Source organism: Pseudomonas sp. B21-017, assembly GCF_024749245.1.
In the GTDB taxonomy this organism is placed as follows: Bacteria; Pseudomonadota; Gammaproteobacteria; order Pseudomonadales; family Pseudomonadaceae; genus Aquipseudomonas.
In genome coordinates, this window is record NZ_CP087194.1 from 5350820 (window position 1) to 5375601 (window position 24782).

25 protein-coding genes are annotated in these 24782 nt (G+C 59.8%); 7 read left to right on the forward strand and 18 right to left on the reverse strand.

Annotation, left to right across the window (positions count from 1 at the left end; translation table 11 throughout):
• Positions 1-8: 8 nt before the first annotated feature.
• From LOY28_RS24255 to trmJ, 4 genes are all read right to left on the reverse strand, one after another.
• Positions 9-1223: an IscS subfamily cysteine desulfurase gene (locus LOY28_RS24255; RefSeq protein ID WP_007941393.1), complete on the reverse strand. Its 1215-nt coding sequence runs from the start codon at positions 1221-1223 to the stop codon at positions 9-11.
• A gap of 50 nt (positions 1224-1273) precedes the next feature.
• Complete coding sequence (gene iscR, locus LOY28_RS24260) at positions 1274-1765, reverse strand: Fe-S cluster assembly transcriptional regulator IscR (protein ID WP_003227911.1); 492 nt, start codon at positions 1763-1765, stop codon at positions 1274-1276.
• A gap of 184 nt (positions 1766-1949) precedes the next feature.
• Complete coding sequence (cysE, locus tag LOY28_RS24265; protein WP_026286494.1) at positions 1950-2726, reverse strand: serine O-acetyltransferase; 777 nt, start codon at positions 2724-2726, stop codon at positions 1950-1952.
• Between the two features lie 2 nt (positions 2727-2728).
• Positions 2729-3499 (reverse strand): tRNA (cytosine(32)/uridine(32)-2'-O)-methyltransferase TrmJ, encoded by a 771-nt coding sequence (gene trmJ / locus LOY28_RS24270; RefSeq protein WP_258612654.1) that lies wholly within the window; start codon positions 3497-3499, stop codon positions 2729-2731.
• Between the two features lie 146 nt (positions 3500-3645).
• On the opposite strand from trmJ, the gene suhB reads away from it, so the two are divergent.
• On the forward strand, positions 3646-4464 hold the full coding sequence (suhB, locus tag LOY28_RS24275) for an inositol-phosphate phosphatase (RefSeq protein ID WP_007941397.1): 819 nt from the start codon (positions 3646-3648) through the stop codon (positions 4462-4464).
• Positions 4465-4841: 377 nt separating this feature from the next.
• On the opposite strand, the gene rplS is transcribed toward suhB, so the two are convergent.
• The 5 genes from rplS to ffh all read right to left on the reverse strand — a co-directional run bounded on the left by rplS (position 4842) and on the right by ffh (position 8413).
• Positions 4842-5192, reverse strand: a complete 351-nt coding sequence (gene rplS / locus LOY28_RS24280) for a 50S ribosomal protein L19 (RefSeq protein WP_003175895.1) — start codon at positions 5190-5192, stop codon at positions 4842-4844.
• A gap of 45 nt (positions 5193-5237) precedes the next feature.
• Positions 5238-6011, reverse strand: coding sequence for a tRNA (guanosine(37)-N1)-methyltransferase TrmD (trmD, locus tag LOY28_RS24285; protein WP_172901170.1), 774 nt, complete (start codon positions 6009-6011; stop codon positions 5238-5240).
• Positions 5993-6529: a ribosome maturation factor RimM gene (rimM, locus tag LOY28_RS24290; RefSeq protein ID WP_019581061.1), complete on the reverse strand. Its 537-nt coding sequence runs from the start codon at positions 6527-6529 to the stop codon at positions 5993-5995. Before rimM ends, trmD begins: the two co-directional genes overlap by 19 nt.
• Positions 6530-6534: 5 nt before the next feature.
• Positions 6535-6786, reverse strand: coding sequence for a 30S ribosomal protein S16 (gene rpsP / locus LOY28_RS24295; RefSeq protein WP_003198088.1), 252 nt, complete (start codon positions 6784-6786; stop codon positions 6535-6537).
• Positions 6787-7036: 250 nt separating this feature from the next.
• A complete protein-coding gene (gene ffh / locus LOY28_RS24300; RefSeq protein WP_007941401.1) occupies positions 7037-8413 on the reverse strand; it encodes a signal recognition particle protein in 1377 nt (458 codons plus the stop codon).
• Positions 8414-8623: 210 nt separating this feature from the next.
• Between ffh and LOY28_RS24305 the strand changes: the two genes are divergently transcribed.
• From LOY28_RS24305 to LOY28_RS24315, 3 genes are all read left to right on the forward strand, one after another.
• Positions 8624-9436, forward strand: a complete 813-nt coding sequence (locus LOY28_RS24305; RefSeq protein ID WP_018927074.1) for an inner membrane protein YpjD — start codon at positions 8624-8626, stop codon at positions 9434-9436.
• A gap of 12 nt (positions 9437-9448) precedes the next feature.
• Entirely contained in the window at positions 9449-10681 is a 1233-nt protein-coding gene (locus LOY28_RS24310) for a transporter associated domain-containing protein (protein ID WP_258612655.1), read from the forward strand.
• A gap of 252 nt (positions 10682-10933) precedes the next feature.
• Positions 10934-12250, forward strand: coding sequence for an MFS transporter (locus LOY28_RS24315; RefSeq protein WP_019581065.1), 1317 nt, complete (start codon positions 10934-10936; stop codon positions 12248-12250).
• 113 nt (positions 12251-12363) lie between these two features.
• Here the strand turns inward: LOY28_RS24315 and purT are convergent, their stop codons facing one another.
• The 5 genes from purT to LOY28_RS24340 form a co-directional block, all read right to left on the reverse strand.
• Positions 12364-13545: a formate-dependent phosphoribosylglycinamide formyltransferase gene (gene purT, locus LOY28_RS24320; RefSeq protein WP_018927078.1), complete on the reverse strand. Its 1182-nt coding sequence runs from the start codon at positions 13543-13545 to the stop codon at positions 12364-12366.
• 90 nt (positions 13546-13635) lie between these two features.
• Complete coding sequence (locus tag LOY28_RS24325) at positions 13636-14103, reverse strand: VUT family protein (RefSeq protein ID WP_018927079.1); 468 nt, start codon at positions 14101-14103, stop codon at positions 13636-13638.
• A gap of 215 nt (positions 14104-14318) precedes the next feature.
• Entirely contained in the window at positions 14319-14540 is a 222-nt protein-coding gene (locus tag LOY28_RS24330) for a DUF1289 domain-containing protein (protein ID WP_018927080.1), read from the reverse strand.
• The gene (locus LOY28_RS24335) at positions 14537-15061 is read right to left on the reverse strand and encodes a gamma carbonic anhydrase family protein (RefSeq protein ID WP_007936184.1); all 525 of its coding nucleotides are present in this window, start codon (positions 15059-15061) and stop codon (positions 14537-14539) included. The genes LOY28_RS24330 and LOY28_RS24335 overlap by 4 nt, the downstream gene beginning before the upstream one ends.
• A 68-nt stretch (positions 15062-15129) precedes the next feature.
• Entirely contained in the window at positions 15130-15729 is a 600-nt protein-coding gene (locus LOY28_RS24340; protein WP_018927081.1) for a CoA pyrophosphatase, read from the reverse strand.
• A 146-nt stretch (positions 15730-15875) separates the two neighbouring features.
• On the opposite strand from LOY28_RS24340, the gene LOY28_RS24345 reads away from it, so the two are divergent.
• Both LOY28_RS24345 and LOY28_RS24350 read left to right on the forward strand, forming a co-directional pair.
• Positions 15876-16427 (forward strand): NUDIX hydrolase, encoded by a 552-nt coding sequence (locus tag LOY28_RS24345; RefSeq protein WP_018927082.1) that lies wholly within the window; start codon positions 15876-15878, stop codon positions 16425-16427.
• A gap of 66 nt (positions 16428-16493) precedes the next feature.
• Positions 16494-16997 (forward strand): murein L,D-transpeptidase family protein, encoded by a 504-nt coding sequence (locus tag LOY28_RS24350; protein ID WP_018927083.1) that lies wholly within the window; start codon positions 16494-16496, stop codon positions 16995-16997.
• A gap of 183 nt (positions 16998-17180) precedes the next feature.
• Here LOY28_RS24350 and LOY28_RS24355 read toward each other — a convergent pair whose 3' ends face one another.
• Both LOY28_RS24355 and purL read right to left on the reverse strand, forming a co-directional pair.
• Positions 17181-17492, reverse strand: coding sequence for a YqfO family protein (locus LOY28_RS24355; protein ID WP_018927084.1), 312 nt, complete (start codon positions 17490-17492; stop codon positions 17181-17183).
• A gap of 19 nt (positions 17493-17511) precedes the next feature.
• A complete protein-coding gene (gene purL / locus LOY28_RS24360; protein WP_018927085.1) occupies positions 17512-21408 on the reverse strand; it encodes a phosphoribosylformylglycinamidine synthase in 3897 nt (1298 codons plus the stop codon).
• A 274-nt stretch (positions 21409-21682) separates the two neighbouring features.
• On the opposite strand from purL, the gene mltF reads away from it, so the two are divergent.
• The gene (mltF, locus tag LOY28_RS24365; protein ID WP_018927086.1) at positions 21683-23143 is read left to right on the forward strand and encodes a membrane-bound lytic murein transglycosylase MltF; all 1461 of its coding nucleotides are present in this window, start codon (positions 21683-21685) and stop codon (positions 23141-23143) included.
• A gap of 129 nt (positions 23144-23272) precedes the next feature.
• Here the strand turns inward: mltF and pdxJ are convergent, their stop codons facing one another.
• Together pdxJ and recO are read right to left on the reverse strand one after the other, a co-directional pair.
• Positions 23273-24019 (reverse strand): pyridoxine 5'-phosphate synthase, encoded by a 747-nt coding sequence (gene pdxJ / locus LOY28_RS24370; RefSeq protein WP_258612656.1) that lies wholly within the window; start codon positions 24017-24019, stop codon positions 23273-23275.
• Between the two features lie 50 nt (positions 24020-24069).
• The gene (recO, locus tag LOY28_RS24375) at positions 24070-24759 is read right to left on the reverse strand and encodes a DNA repair protein RecO (protein WP_018927087.1); all 690 of its coding nucleotides are present in this window, start codon (positions 24757-24759) and stop codon (positions 24070-24072) included.
• Positions 24760-24782: the final 23 nt, after the last annotated feature.

A 24782-nucleotide genomic window follows, 5' to 3' on the forward strand; every position in this document is an offset into this window, starting at 1 on the left:
CTTGAATATCAGTGTGCCGCCCACTCGATTTTCGAAATGTCGACGCCGTCTTTGTACATGTCCCACAGCGGCGACAGAGTGCGCAGCTTGGTGACGGCCTCGCAGACTTTCTGCGCGGCGTAGTCGATTTCTTCTTCGGTGGTGAAACGGCCGAAGGTGAAGCGAATCGAGCTGTGTGCCAGTTCGTCGTTGCGGCCCAGGGCGCGCAGCACGTACGAAGGCTCAAGCGATGCCGAGGTGCAGGCCGAACCCGACGAAACCGCCAGATCCTTGAGCGCCATGATCAGCGACTCGCCTTCGACGTAGTTGAAGCTCAGGTTCAGGTTGTGCGGTACGCGAGCGGTCATGCTGCCGTTGACGTACAACTCTTCCAGGCCTTCAACCTGCTTGAAGAAACGGTCGCTCAGCGCTTTGATGCGTGCATTCTCGGCAGCCATGTCTTCCTTGGCCACACGGAACGCTTCGCCCATGCCGACGATCTGGTGAGTCGCCAGGGTGCCGGAGCGCATGCCACGCTCATGACCGCCGCCGTGCATGGTCGCTTCGATGCGCACACGCGGCTTGCGGCTGACGTACAGCGCGCCGATGCCTTTAGGGCCATAGGTTTTGTGGGCAGAGAACGACATCAGGTCAACTTTCAGTTTCGACAGGTCGATCTCGACCTTGCCGGTGGACTGAGCGGCGTCGACGTGGAACAGAATACCCCGGGAGCGGGTCAGCTCACCGATGGCGGCGATGTCGTTAATGGTGCCGATTTCGTTGTTCACGTGCATGACCGATACCAGAATGGTGTCGTCACGCAGGGCAGCTTCGACCATTTCCGGAGTGACCAGGCCATCTTCACGAGGATCGAGGTAGGTCACTTCGAAACCTTCACGCTCCAGTTGGCGCATGGTGTCGAGGACAGCCTTGTGCTCAATCTTGGTGGTGATCAGGTGTTTGCCTTTGGTGGAGTAGAAATGCGCCGCACCCTTGATTGCCAGGTTGTCGGACTCGGTGGCACCGGAGGTCCAGACGATTTCACGCGGGTCGGCGTTAACCAGGTCAGCGACCTGACGACGAGCGTTCTCGACGGACTCTTCGGCTTTCCAGCCGAACACGTGGGAACGGGACGCCGGGTTACCGAAGTTTCCGTCGACCAGCAGGCATTCACTCATCTTTTGCGCGACACGCGGATCAACCGGGGTGGTCGCAGAGTAATCAAGGTAAATCGGCAATTTCATGGACTATCTCCTAAATCAGGCTGGCTGGCGTGCCGCTAGCTCTTTGGCTGTCATTCGACGGCGGACGCTTCAATCTTGTCCAGGCGTGGCGCCTTGCTGTTGCAACGACGCTGGTCCTGACGCTGGGCTACTTCTTGCACCTCACGGCGAGTTACAAGGTCAGCCAAGCTGATACCGCTCAGAAATTCGTGAATCTGCAGGCTAAGATCGCACCACAAATGGTGAGTCAGACAGGTGTCGCCGGAATGGCAATCGCCCTGGCCCTGGCACTTGGTTGCATCGACCGATTCGTTGACCGCATCGATTACCTGGGCGACCTGGATGCCCTGCATGTCGCGGGACAATTGGTAGCCACCGCCCGGACCGCGAACACTGGACACCAGATTGCTACGGCGCAATTTGGCGAAAAGCTGCTCGAGGTAGGACAGGGAGATGCCTTGGCGCTCGGAGATATCGGCCAGGGACACCGGCCCGTGCTGCGCGTGTAACGCCAGGTCAAGCATGGCGGTCACGGCGTATCGGCCTTTTGTAGTCAGTCGCATGGACAATTACCACGGAGTTCGGAATGGGGCGAGTATGCAATTCCCGAGTATTTAAGTCAACTATAAGACCTAGCGTATTACTCAGGTTTACCCGCAAAAGAGCGCGCGCATCATAGCAGGGTCTGCGGCGCAATGGCACACCAACCAGCGCGGTGCAAATGCCTGAATGCGACCCTGCCGTGAATCAGCTGGCCCTGCTTTCGTCCTTGCCCTTCACACAGGCAAAGTCTTCTTCACGCAGTTCAGGCAGATCCTTGGCACAGTAATTACTGCCCAGATCCTTCAGCGCTCCACACATACCCTCCAGACGCCCATCGACCGCCTGCAAGTGATCGAGCAACTGACCAATCGCCCGGGCCACCGGGTCCGGCATGTCTTCGCCGACACCGTAGGCATCGAAGCCGATCTTCTCGGCCATGGCCTTGCGCTTGGCATCCTGCTCATCGTCGGACTTGACGATAATCCGCCCCGGAATCCCCACCACCGTCGCACCCGGCGGAACTGCCTTGGTGACCACGGCATTGGAACCCACCTTGGCCCCGGCACCGACAGTGAATGGGCCGAGCACCTTGGCGCCCGCGCCAACCACCACGCCGTCTTCCAGGGTCGGGTGACGCTTGCCCTTGTTCCAGCTGGTGCCACCAAGGGTCACGCCCTGATAAAGGGTGACATCGTTGCCGATCTCGGCAGTCTCACCAATAACGATGCCCATGCCATGGTCGATAAAGAAGCGACGACCGACCTTGGCCCCCGGATGAATCTCGATCCCGGTCAACCAGCGACCGAAGTTCGACACCAGCCGCGCCAGCCATTTCAGCTCTGTGCGCCACAGGAGCGACGACAGGCGATGGATCCAGATGGCATGCATGCCCGGATAGCAGGTCAGGACCTCAAAAGCATTACGCGCCGCCGGGTCACGATGAAAAACACTTTGGATATCTTCACGCAAACGCTCGAACATCATTAATCCTTCCGCTTTAGAAGCTCGCCACGGGCCGCCTTCTGGGTTTCCGTGAGGATGCCACGCAATATATTCATTTCCGCCCGGCTGACCGAGCTGCGTCCGTACAACCGACGCAGGCGCGCCATCAAGTGCCGTGGCTTTTCCGGATCGAGGAATTCGATGGTCACCAGGGTTTGCTCCAGGTGCTCATAGAATCGCTCCAGCTCATCCATGGTCGCCAGCTCACCACTCTTGATGGACGCCACTTCTTCCTTCTCGACCTTACTCGGCTGACCTTGGGCCGCCAGCCAGGACATGCGCACCTCATAGCTCAACACCTGCACCGCCGCCCCGAGGTTCAGCGAACTGAACTCGGGGTCTGATGGAATGTGCACGTGATAATGACATCGCTGCAGCTCTTCGTTGGTCAGGCCGGAATCTTCACGACCGAACACCAATGCGATCTCGGCACCCTGCCCCGCCTCCTCGACCACCCTTGCACCGCACTCACGGGGATCGAGCAACGGCCAGGGAATGCGACGGTCACGAGCACTGGTACCCAGCACCAGATTGCAGCCGACCAAGGCATCTTCCAAGGTGGCGACGACTTGCGCGTTTTCAAGGATGTCCCCGGCGCCGGACGCACGCGCATCGGCCTCGTGGTGCGGGAACAACCGCGGCTCGACCAGCACCAGTCGCGACAGGCCCATGTTCTTCATGGCACGCGCAGCACCGCCGATATTTCCGGGATGACTGGTATTGACCAGGACGACACGAATGTTTTGCAGCAAGGGAGGCGCTCTCGAACATTGAATGGGGGAGCCGAATCTTACAGCTCCTCCTACCGTTAAGCCATGAAAGCGAACGTCGACCTTCTCCTGTAGAAACTTTCTGATAGAATGCCCGGCTTTCTTTAACAACCTTAGGTGACACATCCATGCAGCCCATGCTGAATATCGCGCTGCGCGCCGCCCGCAGCGCCAGTGAATTGATCTTCCGCTCCATCGAGCGCCTGGATACCATCAAGGTCGACGAAAAAGACGCCAAGGATTATGTATCCGAGGTGGATCGCGCCGCCGAACAGAAAATCATCGACGCACTGCGCAAGGCCTACCCGAACCACTCGATCATGGGTGAAGAAACCGGCCTGCACGCCGGCACCGGCATCGAAGGCGAAGAATACCTGTGGATCATCGACCCACTGGACGGCACCACCAACTTCCTGCGCGGCATTCCTCACTTCGCTGTCAGCATCGCCTGCAAATACCGCGGCCGCCTGGAACACGCTGTTGTTCTGGACCCGGTTCGCCAGGAAGAATTCACCGCCAGCCGTGGTCGCGGCGCTCAACTGAACGGTCGTCGCCTGCGCGTCAGCGGCCGTACCAGCCTGGACGGCGCCCTGCTGGGTACCGGCTTCCCGTTCCGTGACGACCAGATGGACAACCTCGACAACTACTTGGGCATGTTCCGCGCCCTGGTTGGCCAGACCGCCGGCATCCGCCGCGCCGGCTCGGCAAGCCTCGACCTGGCCTACGTGGCTGCCGGCCGTTTCGACGCCTTCTGGGAGTCAGGCCTGTCCGAGTGGGATATGGCTGCAGGCGCCCTGTTGATCCAGGAAGCCGGTGGCTTGGTGAGCGACTTCACCGGCGGTCACGACTTCCTGGAGAAAGGTCACGTCGTTGCCGGCAACACCAAGTGCTTCAAGGCAGTACTGACAGCGATCCAGCCACACCTGCCAGCTTCGCTGAAGCGCTAAGCACCCAAGCCCAAAAAGCCGCAACACTTAAAGCAAACGCCCCGACTGGTTCGGGGCGTTTTCTTTTGTGCGACTAATACGACCAAGAGCAGCTTGCGAAGCCTGCGCTCGGACGCAGCAGTCGCATAATCAGAGATTACGGCACGCCAGACAGACCGCATTAGCCGGATTCACGACTGCTTCGCAGCCGGACGCAGCCTCGCTGGAGCTCGACAGCTACTACAGCCAGACGCAGCCTTCGGCAGCAGCTACAGAAAGAGCGCCGCAGTTTTTTATATATGCAGCCATAACGAAAAATGCCCCGCATCTTTCGATACGAGGCATTTTCTTGAAAAGCCAACCTGAGTAGGCCGGCCTTTCGGCATCGGAAGCTGGACTTAAGCCAGTTTTTCCTTGATGCGAGCTGCTTTACCGGACAGGTCACGCAGGTAGTACAGCTTGGCCTTACGTACATCACCGCGACGCTTGACAGCCATGCTGTCGATTTGCGGGCTGTAGGTCTGGAAAGTACGCTCTACACCAACACCGTTGGAGATTTTACGAACGGTGAAAGCACTGTTTACGCCGCGGTTACGCTTGGCGATAACTACGCCTTCGAACGCTTGCAGACGCGAACGATCGCCTTCCTTCACTTTCACCTGAACGACAATGGTGTCGCCCGGGGCAAAGGTAGGGATCTCTTTAGTCATCTGCTCTGCTTCGAGTGCAAGGATGATTTTGTTAGTCATGCTGTGCTCCTAAGGTAAATCGTCGGATCTACCATCGATACGTTGTTAACTATCGTCCCGCTCGCGGATGTATTCCTCGAGCAGCTTCTTCTCTTCTCCAGAAAGCGAGCGGCTTTCCAGAAGATCGGCGCGTCGTTCATAGGTCCGACCAAGGGACTGCTGTAAACGCCAACGCCGGATGTGCGCGTGATTGCCACTTAGCAATACGTCGGGAACACGCTGATCCGCATACACCTCCGGTCGGGTGTAGTGCGGGCAATCCAGCAAACCATCCGTAAAGGAATCTTCCTCAGCGGAGTCCGCATGCCCTAAAGCTCCAGGCAGCAGTCGTGTAACCGCATCGATCAGGACCATCGCCGGCAGCTCGCCGCCAGACAGTACATAGTCGCCAATCGACCACTCTTCATCGACATGAGCATCAATAAAACGCTCGTCAATGCCTTCATAGCGGCCGGCAATCAGGATCAATGCATCCAGATTCGCCAACTCGCGCACCGCCGACTGTGTCAGTTGACGGCCTTGGGGGGACAGGTAAATTACCTTCGCCGCCTCCCCGGCTGCTGCCTTGGCCTGAACCAGAGCATCTTCCAGGGGCTTGATCTTCATCACCATGCCCGGACCACCGCCAAATGGGCGATCATCCACAGTGTGATGTCGATCCGTCGTGTAGTCTCGCGGATTCCAACAGGTAAGCTGCAACAGCCCCTGTTTCACCGCCCGACTGGTGATGCCGTACTCGCTGATGGCGGAGAACATCTCGGGAAACAAACTGATCACTTCTACGCGCAGGTTAGCCACGTTTAGAAGTCCGCATCCCATTCCACCTTCATCTCGCCCGCTGCCAGATCGACGGCCAACACGCATTGCTCGGTATACGGCAACAGGCGTTCGCGATCATCCAGGCTGCCAGCGCAAGGCTTGACCACCATTACATCATTGGCGCCGGTTTCCAGAAGATGATCGATTTTCCCGAACAATTGCCCGTGAGTATCGATGACCTTCAGACCTTCCAGCTGGTACCAGTAGTACTCGCCATCGGTCAATTCAGGGAACAGGTTGCGCGGCACGCAGATCTCATAACCAGCCAGAAGACGAGCTTCTTCACGATCATCAAGACCCTTGAGCTTTGCGACCAGGAACTTGTCGTTCCCGCGTCCGCTGACCAGCTCGACCTGTTTTACGTTGCCTTCGCGCCTGAGCGTCCAGGTTTTGTAGTCCAACAGGTTTTTAATCGGATCAGTAAAGGAATACACCTTCACTTCGCCGCGAACGCCGTGAACAGAATAAATCTTGCCGATAACGATCAAATCATCAGCAACAGCTGGCGTCGCGTTCATATTGCTCAGGCCGCAGCCTTAGCAGATTCCTTCAACAACTGAGCAACGCGCTCAGAAGGCTGTGCACCAACGCTCAGCCAGTAGGCTACGCGCTCTTGGTTCACGGACAGACGAACTTCTTGACCACGAGCAACAGGGTTGAAGAAACCAACCTGTTCCTTGTGCGAACCGTCACGCGGGTTGCGGCTGTCGGTTACGGTCAAGTGGTAAAACGGGCGCTTTTTGGAGCCGCCAAGGGCAAGACGGATTGTTAGCATGTGAACATCGTTCCTGTAGTCGGTGCTGCAAATCTAAATGCACAGCGGGCATAGGTGCCCGAAAGGCCGCATATTCTAAGGAATATCCGGACTTTTGCAAATGTCTTTTTCCGGCGCCTATCGGCGTGCCATCCAGATTTGCTATAGAGCCATCGCTGAAGATGGCCAGTCAGCTCCCGCCAAGTGCGGGTTTGCTGGAGATCCCACGTCCGTGTGGGTCGGCGCAGGAGCAAGCTCCTGCGCGAATTCTTTACATCTTGGGCATGCCGCCGCCGGGCAACATACCGCCCATGCCGCGCATCATTTTGGCCATTCCGCCTTTCGCGGAGAATTTCTTCATCATCTTCTGCATCTGCTTGTGCTGCTTGATCAAGCGACCGATGTCCTGCACCTGGGTGCCGGAACCCATGGCGATCCGGCGCTTGCGCGAACCACTGATCAGCTCAGGGTCGCGGCGCTCGGCCGGGGTCATGGAATTGATGATGGCTTCCATCTGCTTGAATTGCTTCTCTGCCGCACCCTGGGCATTGCCCATCTGCGCCAGGTTCACACCACCGATATTCGGCAGTTTGTCCATGAGGCCGCCGAGACCGCCCATGTTCTTCATCTGTTGCAGCTGATCGCGGAAGTCTTCGAGGTCGAAGCCCTTGCCCTTCTTCAGCTTCTTGGCCAGCTTGTCGGCCTTGTCCTTGTCGAGGGTCGCTTCGGCCTGTTCGATCAGGCTGAGCACGTCGCCCATGCCGAGGATGCGCGATGCGATACGCTCAGGGTGGAACGGCTCGAGCGCTTCGCTCTTCTCGCCCATACCGATGAACTTGATCGGCTTGCCGGTAATGGCACGTACCGACAGTGCGGCACCGCCACGGGCATCACCGTCGACCTTGGTCAGGATCACACCGGTCAGCGGCAATGCATCACCGAAGGCCTTGGCCGTGTTGGCGGCGTCCTGGCCGGTCATGGCATCGACCACGAACAGGGTTTCGACCGGATTGATCGCGGCGTGCAGCGCCTTGATCTCGCCCATCATCTCTTCGTCGATGTGCAAACGACCGGCGGTGTCGACGATGACCACGTCGATGAATTTCAGCTTGGCTTCTTTAATAGCCGCTTGAGCGATGTCAACCGGCTTCTGGCTCAGGTCGGACGGGAAGAACGTCACGCCGATGTCGTTGGCCAGGGTTTCCAGCTGCTTGATCGCCGCCGGACGGTAAACGTCCGCGGACACGACCATGACCGACTTCTTCTTGCGCTCTTTAAGGAAGCGCGCCAGTTTGCCGGCGGTGGTGGTTTTACCCGCACCCTGCAAACCGGCCATCAGAACCACGGCCGGTGGAACGGCGCTCAGGTTCAAATCTTCGTTGGCCGCGCCCATCAGGCTTTCGAGTTCGGCCTGGACGATCTTCACGAAGGCCTGGCCCGGCGTCAGGCTGCGCGACACCTCGGTGCCGACAGCGCGTTCCTTGACCGAATTGACGAAGTCTTTGACCACCGGCAAGGCGACGTCGGCTTCGAGCAACGCCATGCGCACTTCACGCAGGGTGTCTTTGATGTTGTCTTCGGTCAGCTTGGCCTTGCCGGTGACATGGCGCAGCGTCTGTGAGAGACGGTCGGTTAAGTTTTCAAACATTGCGCGATCCTTTCAGGCCCTGTGTAGACCGGGATAATGGCGGCCCAGACCGGAATCAACATGTGCTCGGCGAGCCTGCGGCGTGGGCAGGTCGCGGATTATAGCGAAGACTGCGTCTGGCGGACACCTCGCCGTCAGCTTGTATGGTCTTTCGTGCCGTATGGGTTCTATGCCAAACTCAACGCCTTTCGGGCCTGCCTAACAGGATTTATGCTCCCCTTGTCACCCAGCTTGCTTACCACCCTCGCCGCCGCCTGCTTATATGCCGCTGCGACCTTCTATCAAGGCACTCGCCTGGCCACCGGTGCCAAGGCGAACAAACGCCTGCTGGTCACGCTCGGCGTACTGGCCGTGCTGGCCCACAGCGCCAGCCTGATCAGCTATCTGCTGACTCCGGTCGGCCTGGCCCTGGACTTTTTCAGCGCCGCCAGCCTGATTGCCGCAGCGGTCATCGCCCTGACCCTGCTGGCCTGCTCACGGATTCCAGTGGAAAACCTGCTTGTATTGCTGTTCCCGCTGGGCGCCGCAACAGTGTTGCTGGCACAGTTCGCCCCCGCCGGCACGGTGCAAGTCATCGACGAAGAGCCAGGCATTCTCGCCCACATTCTCTTGTCGATCCTCGCTTATGGCATGTTCACCATCGCGGTGTTCCAGGCCTTGCTGCTGCTGGTTCAGGACCATCAGCTCAAGCACAAGCATCCGTCCGGGCTGATCAAGAACTTCCCGCCGCTGCAAACCATGGAAAGCCTGCTGTTCGGTTTCCTCTGGGCCGGCTGGAGCCTGCTGTCGTTGTCGCTGATTTCCGGCTGGCTGTTCGTCGAGAACCTGTTCGCCCAGCACCTGGTGCATAAAACCCTGCTGGCGTGCCTGGCCTGGATCGTGTTCAGCGTGCTGCTCTGGGGGCGCAACCGTCTCGGCTGGCGCGGACACAAAGCCATCCGCTGGACCCTTGCCGGTTTCTGCCTGCTGATGCTGGCGTATTTCGGCAGCAAACTGGTCCGCGAATACATTCTGCACATCTGACGGGCGGCATTAATGGACGACTTGCCCATAGGACCGATGCTCGCGGTGCTGGCCCTGCTGATTTTATGGTCGGGGCTGTTTACCGCCATCGAAGTTGCGCAACAGCAATTACTGGCCCAGCGCACGGCCTCGCGTTCCAGCGACAAACCCGTGGCCAAGCTGAGCTTCCCGCTCAACAGCCTGATCCTCTGCAACACCTTATGCCGCGCGCTGGTGGTGGTCATCAGCACCTTGCTGGCGATTTTCACCTGGGCGCAAAACGCCCCCTGGATTGCCTGCCTCGGTGCCGGCGCAGTGTTGCTGGTGTTCGCCGACTACCTGCCACGCGCCCTCGCCGCACGCTATCCGGATGCCGTCCTGGCCTTGGGCAACACACTGCTCGGCATACCGCTGAAAATCGTCTATCCCGCCGCATGGCTACTCAATGGCATCAGCCAACTGCTGATGCGGCCATTCGCCCGCAAAATCAACGTGGTGCAGCAAAGCGAAGACGAGACACCGGCAGATCGGCACGACGATCACGAACACGCGGCCTATCGCCCACTGTCAGGTATACACGCACTGGATAACATCACGGTCAACGATATTCTGGTGCCACGCAGCGACGTCGACGGGATCAATCTGGACGACCCCCTCGAAGAAATCATCGAGCAACTGCGCCACAACAGGCGCACCCGCCTGCCGGTATTCCACAGCGACATCAACCAGGTCGAAGCGGTGCTCAACACCCGGCAGATCCGTCATTTGTTGCCGGATTCAAGCCTGACTGTGGAAGCGCTGCTGGCGGCCAGTCACGAACCGTACTTCGTGCCGGAAAGCACACCGTTGCAACTGCAATTGCTGAATTTCCACAAGCAGCAGCGGCGCTTGGGCATGGTGGTCGACGAGTACGGGGAAGTACTGGGTATCGTGACCCTGGAAGATATTCTCGAAGAAATCGTCGGAGAGTTCGAAAGCCAGCACAGCCTGGATAACCCGCACATTCACCCGCAGGCCGATGGCCGACTGGTGATTGATGGCGCAGCGTCCATCCGCGAGCTGAACAAGAGCCTCGGCTGGCATTTGCCCAGCGATGGTCCGAAAACCCTAAACGGCTTGGTGACCGAGGCGTTGGAGACGATTCCGGACAGTGCGGTGTGCCTGAAGATCGGACGATACCGGCTGGAGATTCTGGAGACAGAAGAAAATCGCGTCACGCGCGTGCTGATCTGGCATACCAGCTCAGCGCCTGCGTTTATCCGTTAACGGGTTAAAACAACCGCCCCTCTTGTTCGATAGTTAGCCACCTTCCTATAATCGAGCCGGCTTACCCAAGCCTCCCACCGAACCACATGCTTACCCCGCATGCAGCAGGTTCCGGCCAGATCTTCGACACCATCCGTACCACTGCGGCGACTGTTCCTACCTTGAACAGCGACCGATCCTCAACCCACATCCCTGGGTATTCGACCATAATAATTCGCTCCACTGGGGCACATGACTGTCAGGGATAACGACATGACGACCAGCACAACGTTCAGCGACACCGCGCCTGCCCAACCGACGAACTCCGCCACCCGCGTGGCTACCGCGAGTTTCATCGGCACGGCCATCGAGTTCTACGACTTCTACGTCTATGCCACCGCCGCAGCATTGGTGATCGGCCCGGTGTTCTTTCCACAAACCTCCGGCACCGCGCAGATGCTGTCGGCATTCCTCACCTTCGGCATCGCTTTCCTTGCGCGGCCGCTGGGTTCGGCGTTGTTCGGCCATTTTGGTGACCGCATCGGACGCAAATCGACACTGGTTGCGTCCTTGCTGCTGATGGGCGTGTGCACCACGCTGATCGGCGTACTGCCGGGTTACGACAGCATTGGCGCCTGGGCGCCGATCCTGCTTTGCGTGCTGCGCTTCGGCCAAGGCCTGGGACTGGGCGGCGAATGGGGCGGCGCCGCATTGCTGGCCACGGAGAACGCACCCAAAGGCAAGCGCGCCTGGTTCGGCATGTTTCCGCAACTCGGCCCATCGATCGGATTTCTGGCGGCCAACGGCCTGTTCCTGACCCTGGCCATGAGCCTGAACGACGAGCAATTCCGTTCGTGGGGCTGGCGGATTCCGTTCCTGCTCAGTGCCGCGCTGGTGATGGTCGGCTTGTACGTACGCCTCAAGCTCCACGAAACCCCGGTGTTCGCCAACGCCGTGGCTCGCCAGGAGCGGGTGAAGATTCCGCTGGTCGAGCTGTTCAGCCAATACTGGGCACCGATGCTGCTGGGCGCCGGGTCGATGGTGGTGTGCTATGCACTGTTTTACATCTCGACAGTGTTTTCGCTGAGTTACGGTGTGTCGACGCTTGGCTACACCCGGGAAACCTTTCTCGCCCTGCTGTGTTTCGCGGTGCTGTTCATGGCGGCCGCAACACCGCTGTCGGCCTGGGCCAGCGACCGTTTCGGGCGTAAGCCGGTGCTGATCATCGGCGGCGTGCTGGCGATTCTGTCCGGATTCTTGATGGAACCGCTGCTGACCCATGGCTCGACCTGGGGTGTGGCGCTGTTCCTGTGCATAGAACTGTTTCTGATGGGCGTGACGTTTGCGCCGATGGGCGCGCTGCTGCCGGAGCTGTTTCCGACCCACGTGCGCTATACCGGCGCATCGGCTGCTTACAACCTGGGCGGTATTGTCGGCGCCTCGGCGGCACCGTTCTTTGCGCAGAAACTGGTGGCGATGGGTGGCTTGAGTTATGTCGGCGGGTATGTGTCGGGGGCGGCAGTACTAAGCTTAATCGCAGTGCTGTGCCTGAAGGAGACACGCAATAACGATTTGAATCGGGTTGCCTGAAGCCAAAAGCTTCGCGGGCAAGCCTCGCTCCTACGGGTCATTTGTCGAACGCACTTGCGTCTTGACGTGATCCCTGTAGGAGCGAGGCTTGCCCGCGAATGCCGCGCCTCGGTTTACAGCTCGACTACAACAGCCTGAGCAGCACGGGTCGCTTTTGCACGAGCAGCTTCGATAGACTCGTCGCGAGCCAACGCAACCCCCATCCGCCGCTGGCCATTGACTTCAGGCTTGCCGAACAGACGCAACGCAGTATCCGGCTCGCTCAACGCTGCACCCAGGTTGGCGAAAGCGGTCTGAGTCGACTGCCCTTCCACCAGAATCACCGCCGACGCCGATGGGCCGAACTGACGGATCAGTGGAATCGGCAGGCCCAGGATCGCCCGTGCGTGCAGTGCGAACTGCGACAGGTCCTGGGAAATCAGGGTCACCAGACCGGTGTCATGCGGGCGCGGCGAGACTTCGCTGAACCACACCTGATCACCCTTGATGAACAACTCGACGCCAAACAGGCCACGACCGCCCAAGGCTTCGGTGACCGCTTTGGCGACGCGCTCGGATTCGGCCAAAGCAACCGGGCTCATGGCTTGTGGCTGCCAGGATTCCTGGTAGTCGCCCTTCTCCTGACGGTGACCGACAGGCGCACAGAACGTAGTGCCGCCGACGTGACGCACAGTCAGCAGAGTGATTTCGTAGTCGAAGTCGATGAAGCCTTCGATGATCACGCGACCTTTACCGGCGCGGCCGCCTTCTTGAGCGTAATCCCAGGCTTTCTGCACGTCATCGACGCTGCGCAGCAGGCTCTGGCCCTTGCCCGAGGAACTCATGACCGGTTTGACCACGCACGGGAAGCCCAGGTCTTCGACTGCCTTGCGGTAGTCCTCGAAGGTGTCGGCGAAGTGGTACGGCGATGTCGGCAGGTCCAGCTCTTCAGCGGCCAGGCGACGGATGCCTTCGCGGTTCATGGTCAACTGTGCGGCGCGGGCAGTCGGGATCACGGTGAAGCCTTCGGACTCCAGCTCCACCAGGGTCGCGGTGGCGATGGCTTCGATTTCCGGCACGATGAAGTGCGGTTTCTCGGCTTCGATCACCGCACGCAGGGCGGCACCGTCGAGCATATTGATCACATGGCTGCGATGGGCGACTTGCATGGCCGGCGCATTGGCGTAGCGATCCACGGCAATCACTTCAACGCCCAGGCGTTGCAGCTCGATCACCACTTCCTTGCCCAACTCACCACAGCCACACATCAATACGCGGGTCGCGGTTGGCGACAATGGAGTTCCGATACGGGTCATCTCAGGTCCTCAAAGGAGCGGATCATCGAGGGAAGCGCGCTTCCCATGGGGAGAAAGCGCGGCATTTTACATGAACCTGAGGGTTTGGCTTCAGCTGACGACAGCCTGTTTGCGCAGGCGCCATGCCATGGCCAACCAGACCACGGTGACGCCCGCGAACTTCGAACCCAGCGCAGTGAAGATCACGCCCGGTGTGAGCGCATCGATCATGCCGAAGAAGATGAAGGTGTCCAGCGGGATGCTCAGGGCCGAACTTATCCACAGGCGATCGTGCAACGGGCGCTTGGTGAGGCTGAACACCAGCCAGTCGATGCACTCGGACACGGCGAACGCCGTGGCACTGGCGAGAGCAATTGAGGGATCGGAGGTAACGTAAGACAGCCCCAGCGCCACCAGCATCGCCGCGATCGCGCCATGGCCGAAGCGGGTTTGCACCATGTCGCGCAGCACGAACACCAGGCCACCCCAGGCCGACCAGATGATGTCCAGGTGCGGGGCGGTGGAAAAGGCGTAATTGATCAGCACGACGCTGCTGATGTAGGCGATCAGGAAGAGCATGGACGGGAGATACCTGTCAATTTTGTGCACAGGGTACTTCATCTTCAGCGCACAGATAACCTGTGGCGAGGGGGCTTGCCCCCGTTCGGCTGCGCAGCAGTCGTGAAATCAGCAAACGCCGTACGCCTGAAAGAATGAAGTCGCAGGTTTAGCGCCGCTTCGCAACGCAACGGGGGCAAGCCCCCTCGCCACAAAAGCCGCGCTACCACAAAAAATCAGGAATCGGATTTGGAAGGCAACATCCAGATCAGCCCACTCGACTTCGCCCGCTCATGACACAACCCCAGCACCTTGCGCCGCTCCTCGTTGTCCATCCGGCTCCAGCGGGTGATCTCTTCCACCGTGCGTTGACACCCGGTGCAAATGTCATCCTCATCCAGCGCACAAATGTTCACGCACGGCGACGGGACCGGTCGCTCACGTTCAGGTGTGCTCATTGTTCCTGCTCGACCAGATCGCGGGCATAACGCTGCGAGTTGTGCACATAGTGCGCGGCGCTGGCTTCGAGCATCTTCTTCTGCGGCTCGGTCAGTTCGCGTACCACCTTGCCCGGCGAGCCCATTACCAGCGAGCCGTCCGGAATTTCCTTGCCTTCACCGATCAGCGAGTTGGCGCCGATGATGCAGTTCTTGCCGATTTTCGCGCCGTTGAGGATCACTGCGTTGATGCCGATCAGACTGTAATCGCCCACCGTGCAGCCGTGGAGCATGGCATTGTGACCGATGGTCACGCCGGTACCGATGGTCAGTGGATAGCCCATGTCGGTGTGCATCACGGTGCCGTCCTGCACGTTGCTGTTCTTGCCGATCAGGATCAATTCGTTGTCGCCACGCAACACGGCGTTGAACCAGACGTTGGCGCCCTCTTCCAGTTTGACCTTGCCCACCAGCACGGCATTGGGTGCGACCCAGCTCTGCGGGTGGGTCTCGACGCGGGCGTCGCCCAGGCGGTATTTCATCTTGTTGTCCTCACGACCAGGCTGGCTCACTAGCGAAAAGCAGGATTCACGCCATACGAGCGATGGCTTCAGGTGTTGATAAAACTCTTGGGCGGTTGATGCAGGCTGATTTTCGCGTCATAGAGCAGGTTGATCAACTCGACGATCATGATCGCCGTCAACCCCCAGATCTTGTACTCGCCATAACGATAGCTCGGCACATACCAACTGTGGCCCTGATAGTCGATGCGGTGGGTGTGCTCGCGCGGGTCCTTGCGGAAGAATTCCAGAGGCACGCTGAACACTGCGGCGATCTCGGCATCGTTGGCCAGGTATTCGACGAAATCCGGAATCACGCCGACATAGGGCGTGACCTTGATGCCGTGCAGGGAGATCAGCGGGCTCAGTGGGCCGATCACTTCGACCAGCCCCGGCGGCAGGCCGATTTCTTCTTCGGCCTCGCGCAGAGCGGTAAAGATCAGATCAGGGTCTTCAGGGTCGCGTCGACCGCCGGGAAAAGCGACTTCACCGCCATGGGTCGAGAGCCCGCTGGCGCGAAGGGTCAGGACCAGTTCAGGTTCGTCACTGCGCGTGATGGGCACCAATACCGCGGCTTCGGGGAAACGTCGGTCGGTTTCCAGCGTACGCGGTGTGTGATTGCTTACCCGGTGCAGTAGCTCGTCCAGCATGAGTCTTCTCGATCTGTGCCTTACCCTGCATCATGCACCAATCGCACCGGCCGCCCAACCCCCGAAAAGCCTCATGTCGCGAAACGACAACTTGCCGACCGACACCGCTGCACGCCAAGATAGGCGCAGCATTCAGGAACCCAAGCATGAAATATTGCAGTCAATGCGGCAACCCGGTAACCCAGCGCATTCCCGAAGGCGATTCGCGCCTGCGTTTTGTCTGCGACAGCTGTCATACCATTCATTACCAGAACCCCAATATCGTCGCCGGTTGCGTGCCGACCTGGGGTTCGAAGGTATTGTTGTGCCGTCGCGCCATCGAGCCACGGCTCGGTTATTGGACCCTGCCCGCCGGTTTCATGGAAAACGGTGAGACCATCGAACAGGCCGCCATTCGCGAGACCGCCGAAGAAGCTTGCGCCCGGGTACGCAACCTGAGCATCTATACGCTGATCGATGTGCCGCACATCAGTCAGGTGCATGTGTTCTTTCGCGCCGAGCTTGTGGATCTGGATTTTCGCGCAGGCCCCGAGAGCCTGGAAGTGCAGCTGTTCGAAGAGGCCGATATTCCTTGGGGCGAACTGGCTTTCCGCACGGTGGGCCGTACATTAGAATGCTTCTTCGCTGACCGGCGGGCCGAGGTCTACCCCGTGCGGTCCGAATCGATCCCGCCACTCGCTCAGCCTGCCATCATCTAAGCACTTGTTAGTAAAAAACCATCTATAAATAAAATAGTCGCGACACCTCTTAGGGATATCGTTTCAATGCGCTGGTTGCTTGCCCTGTTTTGCTTATCGTTCGTCGCAGTCTCCCAGGCTTCCGTCGCGGCCGCCCCGGACGGCAAAGTCATCGAAAAAGTTCTGGTCCTCAAATCTGCCCATCAGTTGCAGTTGATCAACGACGGCAAGCCGTTCAAGACCTATCGCATTTCATTGGGCAAACGCCCCATTGGCCCAAAACTGATGGAAGGTGATAAACGCACCCCCGAAGGCCTTTACTGGCTGGACTGGCGCAAGACCAGCGACCGTTTCAACCTGGCGATGCACATCTCCTACCCCAACATCAGCGACTCCGCCCGCGCCCGACGCGAAGGCGTCGAGCCTGGCGGCATGATCATGATCCACGGTACCCCGGACACCGAAGACAATCCGGAAGACTTGTTCCACACGCTGGACTGGACCGATGGCTGCATCGCCATGCGCAACATGGACATGCGCGAAGTCTGGGGTCTGGTACCGGACGGCACGATGATCGAAATCCGCCCGTAACTTCCCCCCATAATGATCACTCCCACGCAGAGCGTGGGAATGATCAAGTGTGTTCTGGCTGCTACCTTCGGTCGGCTTCGAAAAAATAGATCAGAAGATCACGGATCAGGTCAGAGGTTAAATCCCGAGCAATAAAAAACCCGCTGAAGAATCAGCGGGTTTCTCATTGCAGCGGCCAGAGAATCAAAAATCCTCTAACCGCCATACCTCGTAAGCCGGCGTCTCATAGGGATGGCTCTCTTTCAGAGCCACCACCACCGCCCGGATCAACTCATCGCTGACCACAAGCTCAACCTTCCATTCCTCAACCTGCTCGACCTGCCCAGCCTCGCCAATGAACGGCTGACTGCCCTCCAGCGGACGAAACTGACCCAAGCCAAACACCTGCCACGCACAGTGGTCATAAGCCCCGATCCGCCCGCCACCGGCGGCGAATACAGCGCTTTTGACCACTTCAACATGACTGGCCGGAACAAAAAAGCAGAGCTTGTACACGGCAATCAGCTCCCCGCTCTTAGTTCACCCAGACGCGAGCGTTACGGAACATACGCATCCAAGGTGCGTCTTCGTTCCAGTCTTCCGAACGCCACGAGTTCTGCACCGCGCGGAACACACGCTCCGGGTGCGGCATCATGATGGTCACGCGACCGTCGCGGCTGGTCAAACCGGTGATCCCGCGCGGCGAGCCGTTCGGGTTGGCCGGGTATTTCTCGGTGACCTTGCCGTGGTTGTCGACGAAACGCATCGCCACGCAACCCGACAGATCGGCTTGCAGCAACGCTTCTTCGCTGGCGAATTCGGCATGGCCTTCACCGTGGGCGATGGCGATCGGCATGCGCGAACCGGCCATGCCCTGCAGGAAGATCGAGTTCGACTCCTGGATCTGAACCATGGCCACGCGGGCTTCGAACTGCTCGGAACGGTTGCGCACGAAGTGCGGCCAGAACTCGCTGCCCGGGATCAGCTCGTGCAGGTTGGACATCATCTGGCAACCGTTGCACACGCCGAGGGTGAAGCTGTCGGTACGTTCGAAGAAGCCCTGGAAAGCATCGCGAGCGCGGCTGTTGAACAGCGCGGACTTGGCCCAGCCTTCGCCGGCACCCAGTACGTCGCCGTAGGAGAAACCGCCGCAAGCGACCATGCCCTTGAAGTCGTTCAGGTCGACACGGCCAGCCAGGATGTCGCTCATGTGCACGTCGATCGCGTTGAAACCGGCACGGTCGAACGCGGCCGCCATTTCCACCTGACCGTTGACGCCCTGCTCACGCAGCACGGCAACCTGTGGGCGAATGCCTTTCTTGATGTAAGGCGCGGCGACGTCCTGGTTGACGTCATAGCTGAGCTTGACGCTCAGGCCCGGGTTGTCTTCTTCCAGCAGCACGTCGAACTCTTGTTCGGCGCAGTCGGCGTTATCACGCAGACGCTGGATCTGGTAGCTGGTTTCAGCCCACTGACGTTGCAGCAGACGACGCTGACCTTCGAATACGGTATCGCCGTTAAACGTGATGCTGATCTCGCCGTTGTTCATCGGCTGACCGATCACCGATACGCAGTCGCCCAGGCCAGCAGCGCTGAACTGCGCGAGGATATCCGCGGTGGCGTCCTGGCGAACCTGAATCACGGCGCCCAGTTCTTCGTTGAACAGGATCGCGGCGATATCGGCGGAAGTCTCTGCCAGACCGTCGAGGTTCAGGCTCAGACCGCAGTGGCCGGCAAACGCCATTTCCACCACACTGGTCAGCAGACCACCGTCGGAACGGTCGTGGTAAGCCAGCAGGTGACCGTCGGCGTTGAGGCCCTGGATCACCGCGAAGAAGGCTTTCAGGTCTTCGGCGTCATCGACGTCCGGGGCTTGTTTGCCGAGCTTGCCGTGAACCTGCGCGAGGATCGAGGCACCCATGCGGTTCTGGCCGCGACCGAGGTCGATCAGGATCAGGTCGGTGGTGCCCTTGTCCATGCGCAGTTGCGGAGTCAGGGTCTGACGGATGTCAGCCACTGGCGCGAAACCGGTCACGATCAGCGACATCGGCGAAGTGACAGCCTTATCGACACCTTCGTCGTTCCAGCGAGTGGCCATGGACATGGAGTCCTTGCCCACCGGAATGGTGATGCCCAGCTCAGGGCACAGTTCCATGCCGACCGCTTTCACGGTGTCATACAGACGTGCGTCTTCACCTGGGTGACCGGCAGCGGACATCCAGTTCGCCGACAGTTTGATGTCGGAGATCTTGGCGATGCGCGAGGCGGCGATGTTGGTCAGGGTTTCGCCGATGGCCATGCGGCCCGACGCCGGAGCGTCCAGCAGGGCCAGCGGAGTGCGCTCGCCCATGGCCATGGCTTCACCGGTATAAACGTCGAAGCTGGTGGCGGTAACGGCAACGTCGGCCACCGGAACCTGCCACGGGCCAACCATCTGGTCACGGGCCACGAGGCCGGTGATGGTGCGGTCGCCGATGGTGATCAGGAAGCTCTTGCTGGCCACGGCCGGGTGATGCAGGACGCGCTCGACGCAGTTGGCGATGTCGAGGGTCGACGGATCGAAATCGTCGCCCAGCTCGTTTTCACGAACCACCGAACGGTGCATGCGCGGGGCTTTGCCCAGCAGCACTTCGAGCGGCATGTCCACCGGGCTGTTGCCGAAGTGGCTGTCGGTCACGGTCAGTTGCGGCTCGGCAGTGGCTTCGCCGACTACCGCGAATGGGCAACGCTCACGCTCGCAGATCGCCTTGAAGCGTTCGAAGTCCGCCGGGCCGACTGCCAGAACGTAGCGTTCCTGGGATTCGTTACTCCAGATTTCGTGCGGGGCCATGCCCGGCTCGTCGTTTGGAATGTTGCGCAGTTCGAAACGGCCACCACGGTCGCCATCGTTGACCAGTTCCGGGAAGGCGTTGGACAGACCGCCCGCGCCGACGTCGTGGATGAAGCTGATCGGGTTTTTGTCGCCCAGTTGCCAGCAACGGTCGATGACTTCCTGGCAACGACGCTCCATCTCGGGGTTTTCACGTTGTACGGAAGCGAAGTCCAGGTCTGCCGAGCTGGTGCCGGTGGCCATGGAGGAAGCCGCGCCGCCACCCAGACCGATCAGCATCGCCGGGCCGCCAAGCACGATCAGCTTGGAGCCAACGACGATTTCGCCTTTCTTGACGTGTTCTTCACGGATGTTGCCCATGCCGCCAGCCAGCATGATCGGCTTGTGGTAACCGCGAACTTCATCGCCATGGGGCGTGGTGATCGACTGTTCGAAGGTACGGAAGTAGCCGGTCAGCGCCGGACGGCCGAATTCGTTGTTGAACGCAGCGCCGCCCAACGGGCCTTCGATCATGATGTCCAGCGCGGTAACGATGCGCTCGGGCTTGCCGTATGGCACTTCCCACGGCTGTTCGAAGCCCGGGATCTGCAGGTTCGACACGGTGAAACCGGTCAGGCCAGCCTTTGGCTTGGCGCCACGACCGGTGGCGCCTTCGTCGCGAATCTCGCCGCCGCTACCGGTGGATGCGCCCGGGAACGGGGCAATCGCAGTCGGGTGGTTGTGCGTTTCGACTTTCATCAGGATGTGCACCGGTTCCTGCACCGCGCCGTACTGGCGGGTTTCAGGGTCCGGGAAGAAACGACCGGCCACGGAACCGACGATCACCGATGCGTTGTCCTTATAAGCCGACAGAACACCTTCGCTATGCATCTGGTAGGTGTTCTTGATCATGCCGAACAGGCTTTTTTCCTGGCTCTGACCGTCGATGTCCCAACTGGCGTTGAAGATCTTGTGACGGCAGTGCTCGGAGTTCGCCTGGGCGAACATCATCAGTTCGATGTCGTGCGGGTTGCGCTTCAAACCAAGGAAGGCGTTGACCAGGTAGTCGATTTCGTCTTCGGCCAGGGCCAGGCCCAGCTCGGTGTTGGCTTTTTCCAGCGCGGCGCGGCCGCCACCCAGCACGTCGATCGCGGTCAGGGGCTTGGGTTCGGCGTGGCTGAACAGGCCGGAGGCTTGTTCGAGGTTGCCCAGCACAATCTGGGTCATGCGGTCGTGCAGCGCGTCTGCAATCAGCTGCGCTTCGGCGTCGCTGAACTGGCCGGCGACATAGAACGCGATGCCGCGCTCCAGGCGCTGGATCTTGGTCAGGCCGCAGTTGCGAGCGATATCGCTGGCTTTACTGGACCACGGCGAAATGGTGCCGAAACGCGGCAATACCAGGAACAGACGACCAGTGGGCTCTTGTACCGGAACGCTAGGGCCGTACTTCAGAAGGCGCGCGAGCACCTGCTGTTCGTCGCCGGTCAGGACGCCGGTAACTTCGGCGAAGTGAGCGAATTCAGCATACAAGCCGCTGACAGCTGGAACCTTCTGGCTCAGTTGCTCAAGGAGTTTGCTGTGGCGAAAGGCAGAAAGGGCAGGAGCGCCGCGCAGGATCAACATCTTCGGGACAGCCTCGGGAAGGGGTGTGCTTTGAGGCCGTGCATTCTAGCCTAAACCGCCCGCGACATCACCCGAAACGGTGCACGCGGTTGCACCCGAACGTCGGGCCGGGTATTCGGGCCCTGAACAGGTGCGCGCCGGGGGTTATTTTTTCTGTCACAAAATGCTGTTCGGGCCCATTCCTGCGGGCTCCAAGCGGGTTTTTGAAGCCCTAGCAGACAAGCCCTTCTCTGTCGAGATATGGCGCTCGTGGTCCTTTGCGTATACTGCGCAGATGTTTTTCCCAACGGCTTTGCGTCCGCGGTACGCCAAATGGCTGATCGCAACCGGACTCTTCCTGATGCTCAGTGGCTGTGTTGATAAACCCAACACGCTGGAGCGCGTAAAGGAGGATGGCGTGCTGCGGGTGGTTACCCGGAACAGCCCCGCCACCTACTTTCAGGATCGCAATGGTGAAACCGGCTTCGAATACGAGCTGGTGAAGCGCTTCGCCGACGATCTGGGGGTCGAACTCAAGATCGAAACCGCCGACAATCTCGACGACCTGTTCAATCAGGTGGGCAAGCCAAATGGCCCGGTGCTGGCCGCTGCCGGCCTGGTCAGCAGCGAGGACCGCAAAAAGCAGGTGCGGTTTTCCCATTCCTACCTCGAAGTCACCCCGCAGATCATCTATCGCAACGGCCAGTCGCGGCCGACCGACGCAGGCGATCTGGTCGGCAAGAAGATCATCGTGCTCAAGGGCAGCACCCACGCCGAGCAATTGGCAGAGCTGAAAAAGAAATATCCCGGCATTGAATACGAAGAGTCCGACGCGGTTGAAGTCGTCGACCTGCTGCGCATGGTCGACGAAGGTCAGATCGACCTGACCCTGGTCGACTCCAACGAAGTGGCGATGAACCAGGTCTACTTCCCCAACGTGCGGGTCGCCTTCGACCTCGGTGATGCCAGCAACCAGAGCTGGGCCGTGGCCGCCGGCGATGACAACAGCCTGCTCAACGAAATCAACACCTACCTCGACAAAGTAAAGCAAAACGGCACCCTGCAACGCCTCAAAGACCGCTACTACGGGCATGTCGACGTACTCGGCTATATGGGCGCCACCACCTTCGCCCAGCACTTGCAGCAACGACTGCCCAAATACGAACAGCACTTCAAGGCGTCCGCCAAGAAAGAAAAAGTCGACTGGCGCCTGCTGGCGGCGATCGGTTATCAGGAATCGCTGTGGCAAGCGGCGGTCACGTCCAAGACCGGCGTGCGCGGATTGATGATGCTGACCCAGAACACGGCGCAAGCCATGGGCGTTTCCAATCGCCTAGACCCCAAGCAGAGCATCATGGGCGGCGCGAAATACCTGGTCTACATGAAGGATCAACTGGACGAGTCGATCCAGGAGCCGGATCGTACGTGGTTCGCGCTGGCCGCCTACAACGTGGGCAGCGGTCACTTGGATGACGCGCGAAAACTGGCGGCCAAGGAAGGGTTGAATCCGGACAAATGGCTGGACGTGAAGAAAATACTGCCCCGCCTTTCGCAGAAGCAGTGGTACAGCAAGACTCGTTATGGCTACGCCCGTGGCGGCGAACCGGTGCATTTCGTGGCGAACATCCGTCGCTACTACGACATCCTGACGTGGGTCACGCAGCCGCAGCTCGAAGGCACCCAGGTCGCCGAGGGCAACCTGCATGTGCCGGGGGTCGACAAGACCAAGCCGAGCCAGGAAACCCCACCGCTTTAAATTATTGTTGTCTCCGATGACGCCTTCGCGGGCAAGCCTCGCTCCTACAGGTTTGCGTCGAACACACAATTGCGTATCGACACGAAACTGTAGGAGCGAGGCTTGCCCGCGAAGGCAGCACCGCCGATCTCAACCCTTTAGTGCAGCAGCCAGAATCAGCGCCTTCATCTCCGACACTGCCGACTTGAACCCGACGAACAACGCATGGGCCACCAGCGCATGGCCGATGTTCAGTTCGTTGATGCCCTTGATTGCCGCAACAGCCTCGACGTTGTGATAGTGCAAACCATGGCCGGCGTTGACGATCAGGCCTTGGGCCAGACCGAATGCCACGCCATCGGCCACACGCTTGAGCTCTTCAGCAACTTCGGTTGGCGTCTCGGCGTCCGCGTAACGCCCGGTGTGCAATTCAATGGCCGGCGCGCCGACACGACGGGACGCCTCAATCTGCCGCTCGTCAGCGTCGATGAACAGCGACACGTCGCAGCCAATCTTCGCCAGGCGATCCACCGCCGCCTTGATCCGCGCTTCCTGCCCCGCTACGTCCAGACCGCCTTCAGTGGTCAGTTCCTGACGGGTTTCCGGCACCAGGCAAACGTGCGCCGGGCGGATACGCTCGGCGAACGCCATCATTTCTTCGGTGACGCCCATTTCGAAATTCATGCGGGTTTGCAGCACGTCCTTGAGCAGCAGGACATCGCGCTCCTGAATGTGCCGGCGGTCTTCACGCAGGTGCACGGTGATGCCGTCAGCGCCCGCCTCTTCCGCGTCCAGCGCTGCCTTGACCGGATCCGGGTAACGAGTACCCCGGGCCTGACGCAGGGTGGCAACGTGGTCGATGTTCACGCCAAGAAGAATGCGATTGCTGGTGGTCACGGAAGCGCTCCTGAAGAAGGGGGAAGTTCGGTGCACAGCATACGGGGAGACTACGGCTTTCGAAACAACTCACGACTAACCAATGGACGCCCACCCAAGTGAACGGCCAACGCCTGACGCATCAAGCGCTTGGCGGCGGACAGCGCACCGGGCGCGGACCAGTCGGCATCGGCCATGGCCAGCAGTTCGGTACCGTTGAACAGGCCTGGTTGCAACAAGTAAACCCGCTCAAGACCCGCATCCACCTGCAAGCGGTAGAGACCGTCCGGCGCAATGGGGTCGCCATGGATGTCGGTATTCAGCGCGAAGCCATAACCGAGATCATCGAGCAGTCGCCATTCGAAGGAGCGCAGCAATGGTTCCAGTGGTCGACCTTCGGCCAGGGCAAGCAAGGTCGCGGCGTAGTGATCGAAAACCGCGGGATGAGGATCTTCGGCGGGCAGCAAGCGGATCAGCAATTCGTTGAGGTAGAGACCACTGAACAGCGCTTCGCCATTGAGCCAGGTGGAAACGCCGGCGCTTTCCATGCGGCCGACATTCTTCAGTTCGCCCCGGCCACGGAACTCGACTTCCAGCGGCACGAACGGCCGCGCCAACGTCCCGGCCTTGCCCCGCGCACTGCGCAACACCGCCCGCAGCCGACCTTGCGGCGTGAGGAAATCCACCAGCGCACTGCTTTCGCGGTAGGCGCGGGAATGGAGCACGTAGGCGGGTTGGCCGATGGGCGGGCTGGATGACATCAGTTTCCGAATCTCTGGAGATC

Coding starts and splice junctions, on each gene's coding strand:
- purT (WP_018927078.1), bottom strand. CDS start 13,545: ATGACCCGTATCGGAACTCCATTGTCGCCAACCGCGACCCGCGTATTG.
- LOY28_RS24325 (WP_018927079.1), bottom strand. CDS start 14,103: ATGCTCTTCCTGATCGCCTACATCAGCAGCGTCGTGCTGATCAATTAC.
- iscR (WP_003227911.1), bottom strand. CDS start 1,765: ATGCGACTGACTACAAAAGGCCGATACGCCGTGACCGCCATGCTTGAC.
- mltF (WP_018927086.1), top strand. CDS start 21,683: ATGTTTTTCCCAACGGCTTTGCGTCCGCGGTACGCCAAATGGCTGATC.
- LOY28_RS24340 (WP_018927081.1), bottom strand. CDS start 15,729: ATGCTGGACGAGCTACTGCACCGGGTAAGCAATCACACACCGCGTACG.
- LOY28_RS24310 (WP_258612655.1), top strand. CDS start 9,449: ATGGACGACTTGCCCATAGGACCGATGCTCGCGGTGCTGGCCCTGCTG.
- ffh (WP_007941401.1), bottom strand. CDS start 8,413: ATGTTTGAAAACTTAACCGACCGTCTCTCACAGACGCTGCGCCATGTC.
- LOY28_RS24345 (WP_018927082.1), top strand. CDS start 15,876: ATGAAATATTGCAGTCAATGCGGCAACCCGGTAACCCAGCGCATTCCC.
- LOY28_RS24315 (WP_019581065.1), top strand. CDS start 10,934: ATGACGACCAGCACAACGTTCAGCGACACCGCGCCTGCCCAACCGACG.
- cysE (WP_026286494.1), bottom strand. CDS start 2,726: ATGTTCGAGCGTTTGCGTGAAGATATCCAAAGTGTTTTTCATCGTGAC.
- suhB (WP_007941397.1), top strand. CDS start 3,646: ATGCAGCCCATGCTGAATATCGCGCTGCGCGCCGCCCGCAGCGCCAGT.
- trmD (WP_172901170.1), bottom strand. CDS start 6,011: ATGGGATGCGGACTTCTAAACGTGGCTAACCTGCGCGTAGAAGTGATC.
- LOY28_RS24350 (WP_018927083.1), top strand. CDS start 16,494: ATGCGCTGGTTGCTTGCCCTGTTTTGCTTATCGTTCGTCGCAGTCTCC.
- LOY28_RS24330 (WP_018927080.1), bottom strand. CDS start 14,540: ATGAGCACACCTGAACGTGAGCGACCGGTCCCGTCGCCGTGCGTGAAC.
- rimM (WP_019581061.1), bottom strand. CDS start 6,529: ATGAACGCGACGCCAGCTGTTGCTGATGATTTGATCGTTATCGGCAAG.
- rpsP (WP_003198088.1), bottom strand. CDS start 6,786: ATGCTAACAATCCGTCTTGCCCTTGGCGGCTCCAAAAAGCGCCCGTTT.
- LOY28_RS24305 (WP_018927074.1), top strand. CDS start 8,624: ATGCTCCCCTTGTCACCCAGCTTGCTTACCACCCTCGCCGCCGCCTGC.
- rplS (WP_003175895.1), bottom strand. CDS start 5,192: ATGACTAACAAAATCATCCTTGCACTCGAAGCAGAGCAGATGACTAAA.
- recO (WP_018927087.1), bottom strand. CDS start 24,759: ATGTCATCCAGCCCGCCCATCGGCCAACCCGCCTACGTGCTCCATTCC.
- LOY28_RS24255 (WP_007941393.1), bottom strand. CDS start 1,223: ATGAAATTGCCGATTTACCTTGATTACTCTGCGACCACCCCGGTTGAT.
- LOY28_RS24335 (WP_007936184.1), bottom strand. CDS start 15,061: ATGAAATACCGCCTGGGCGACGCCCGCGTCGAGACCCACCCGCAGAGC.
- purL (WP_018927085.1), bottom strand. CDS start 21,408: ATGTTGATCCTGCGCGGCGCTCCTGCCCTTTCTGCCTTTCGCCACAGC.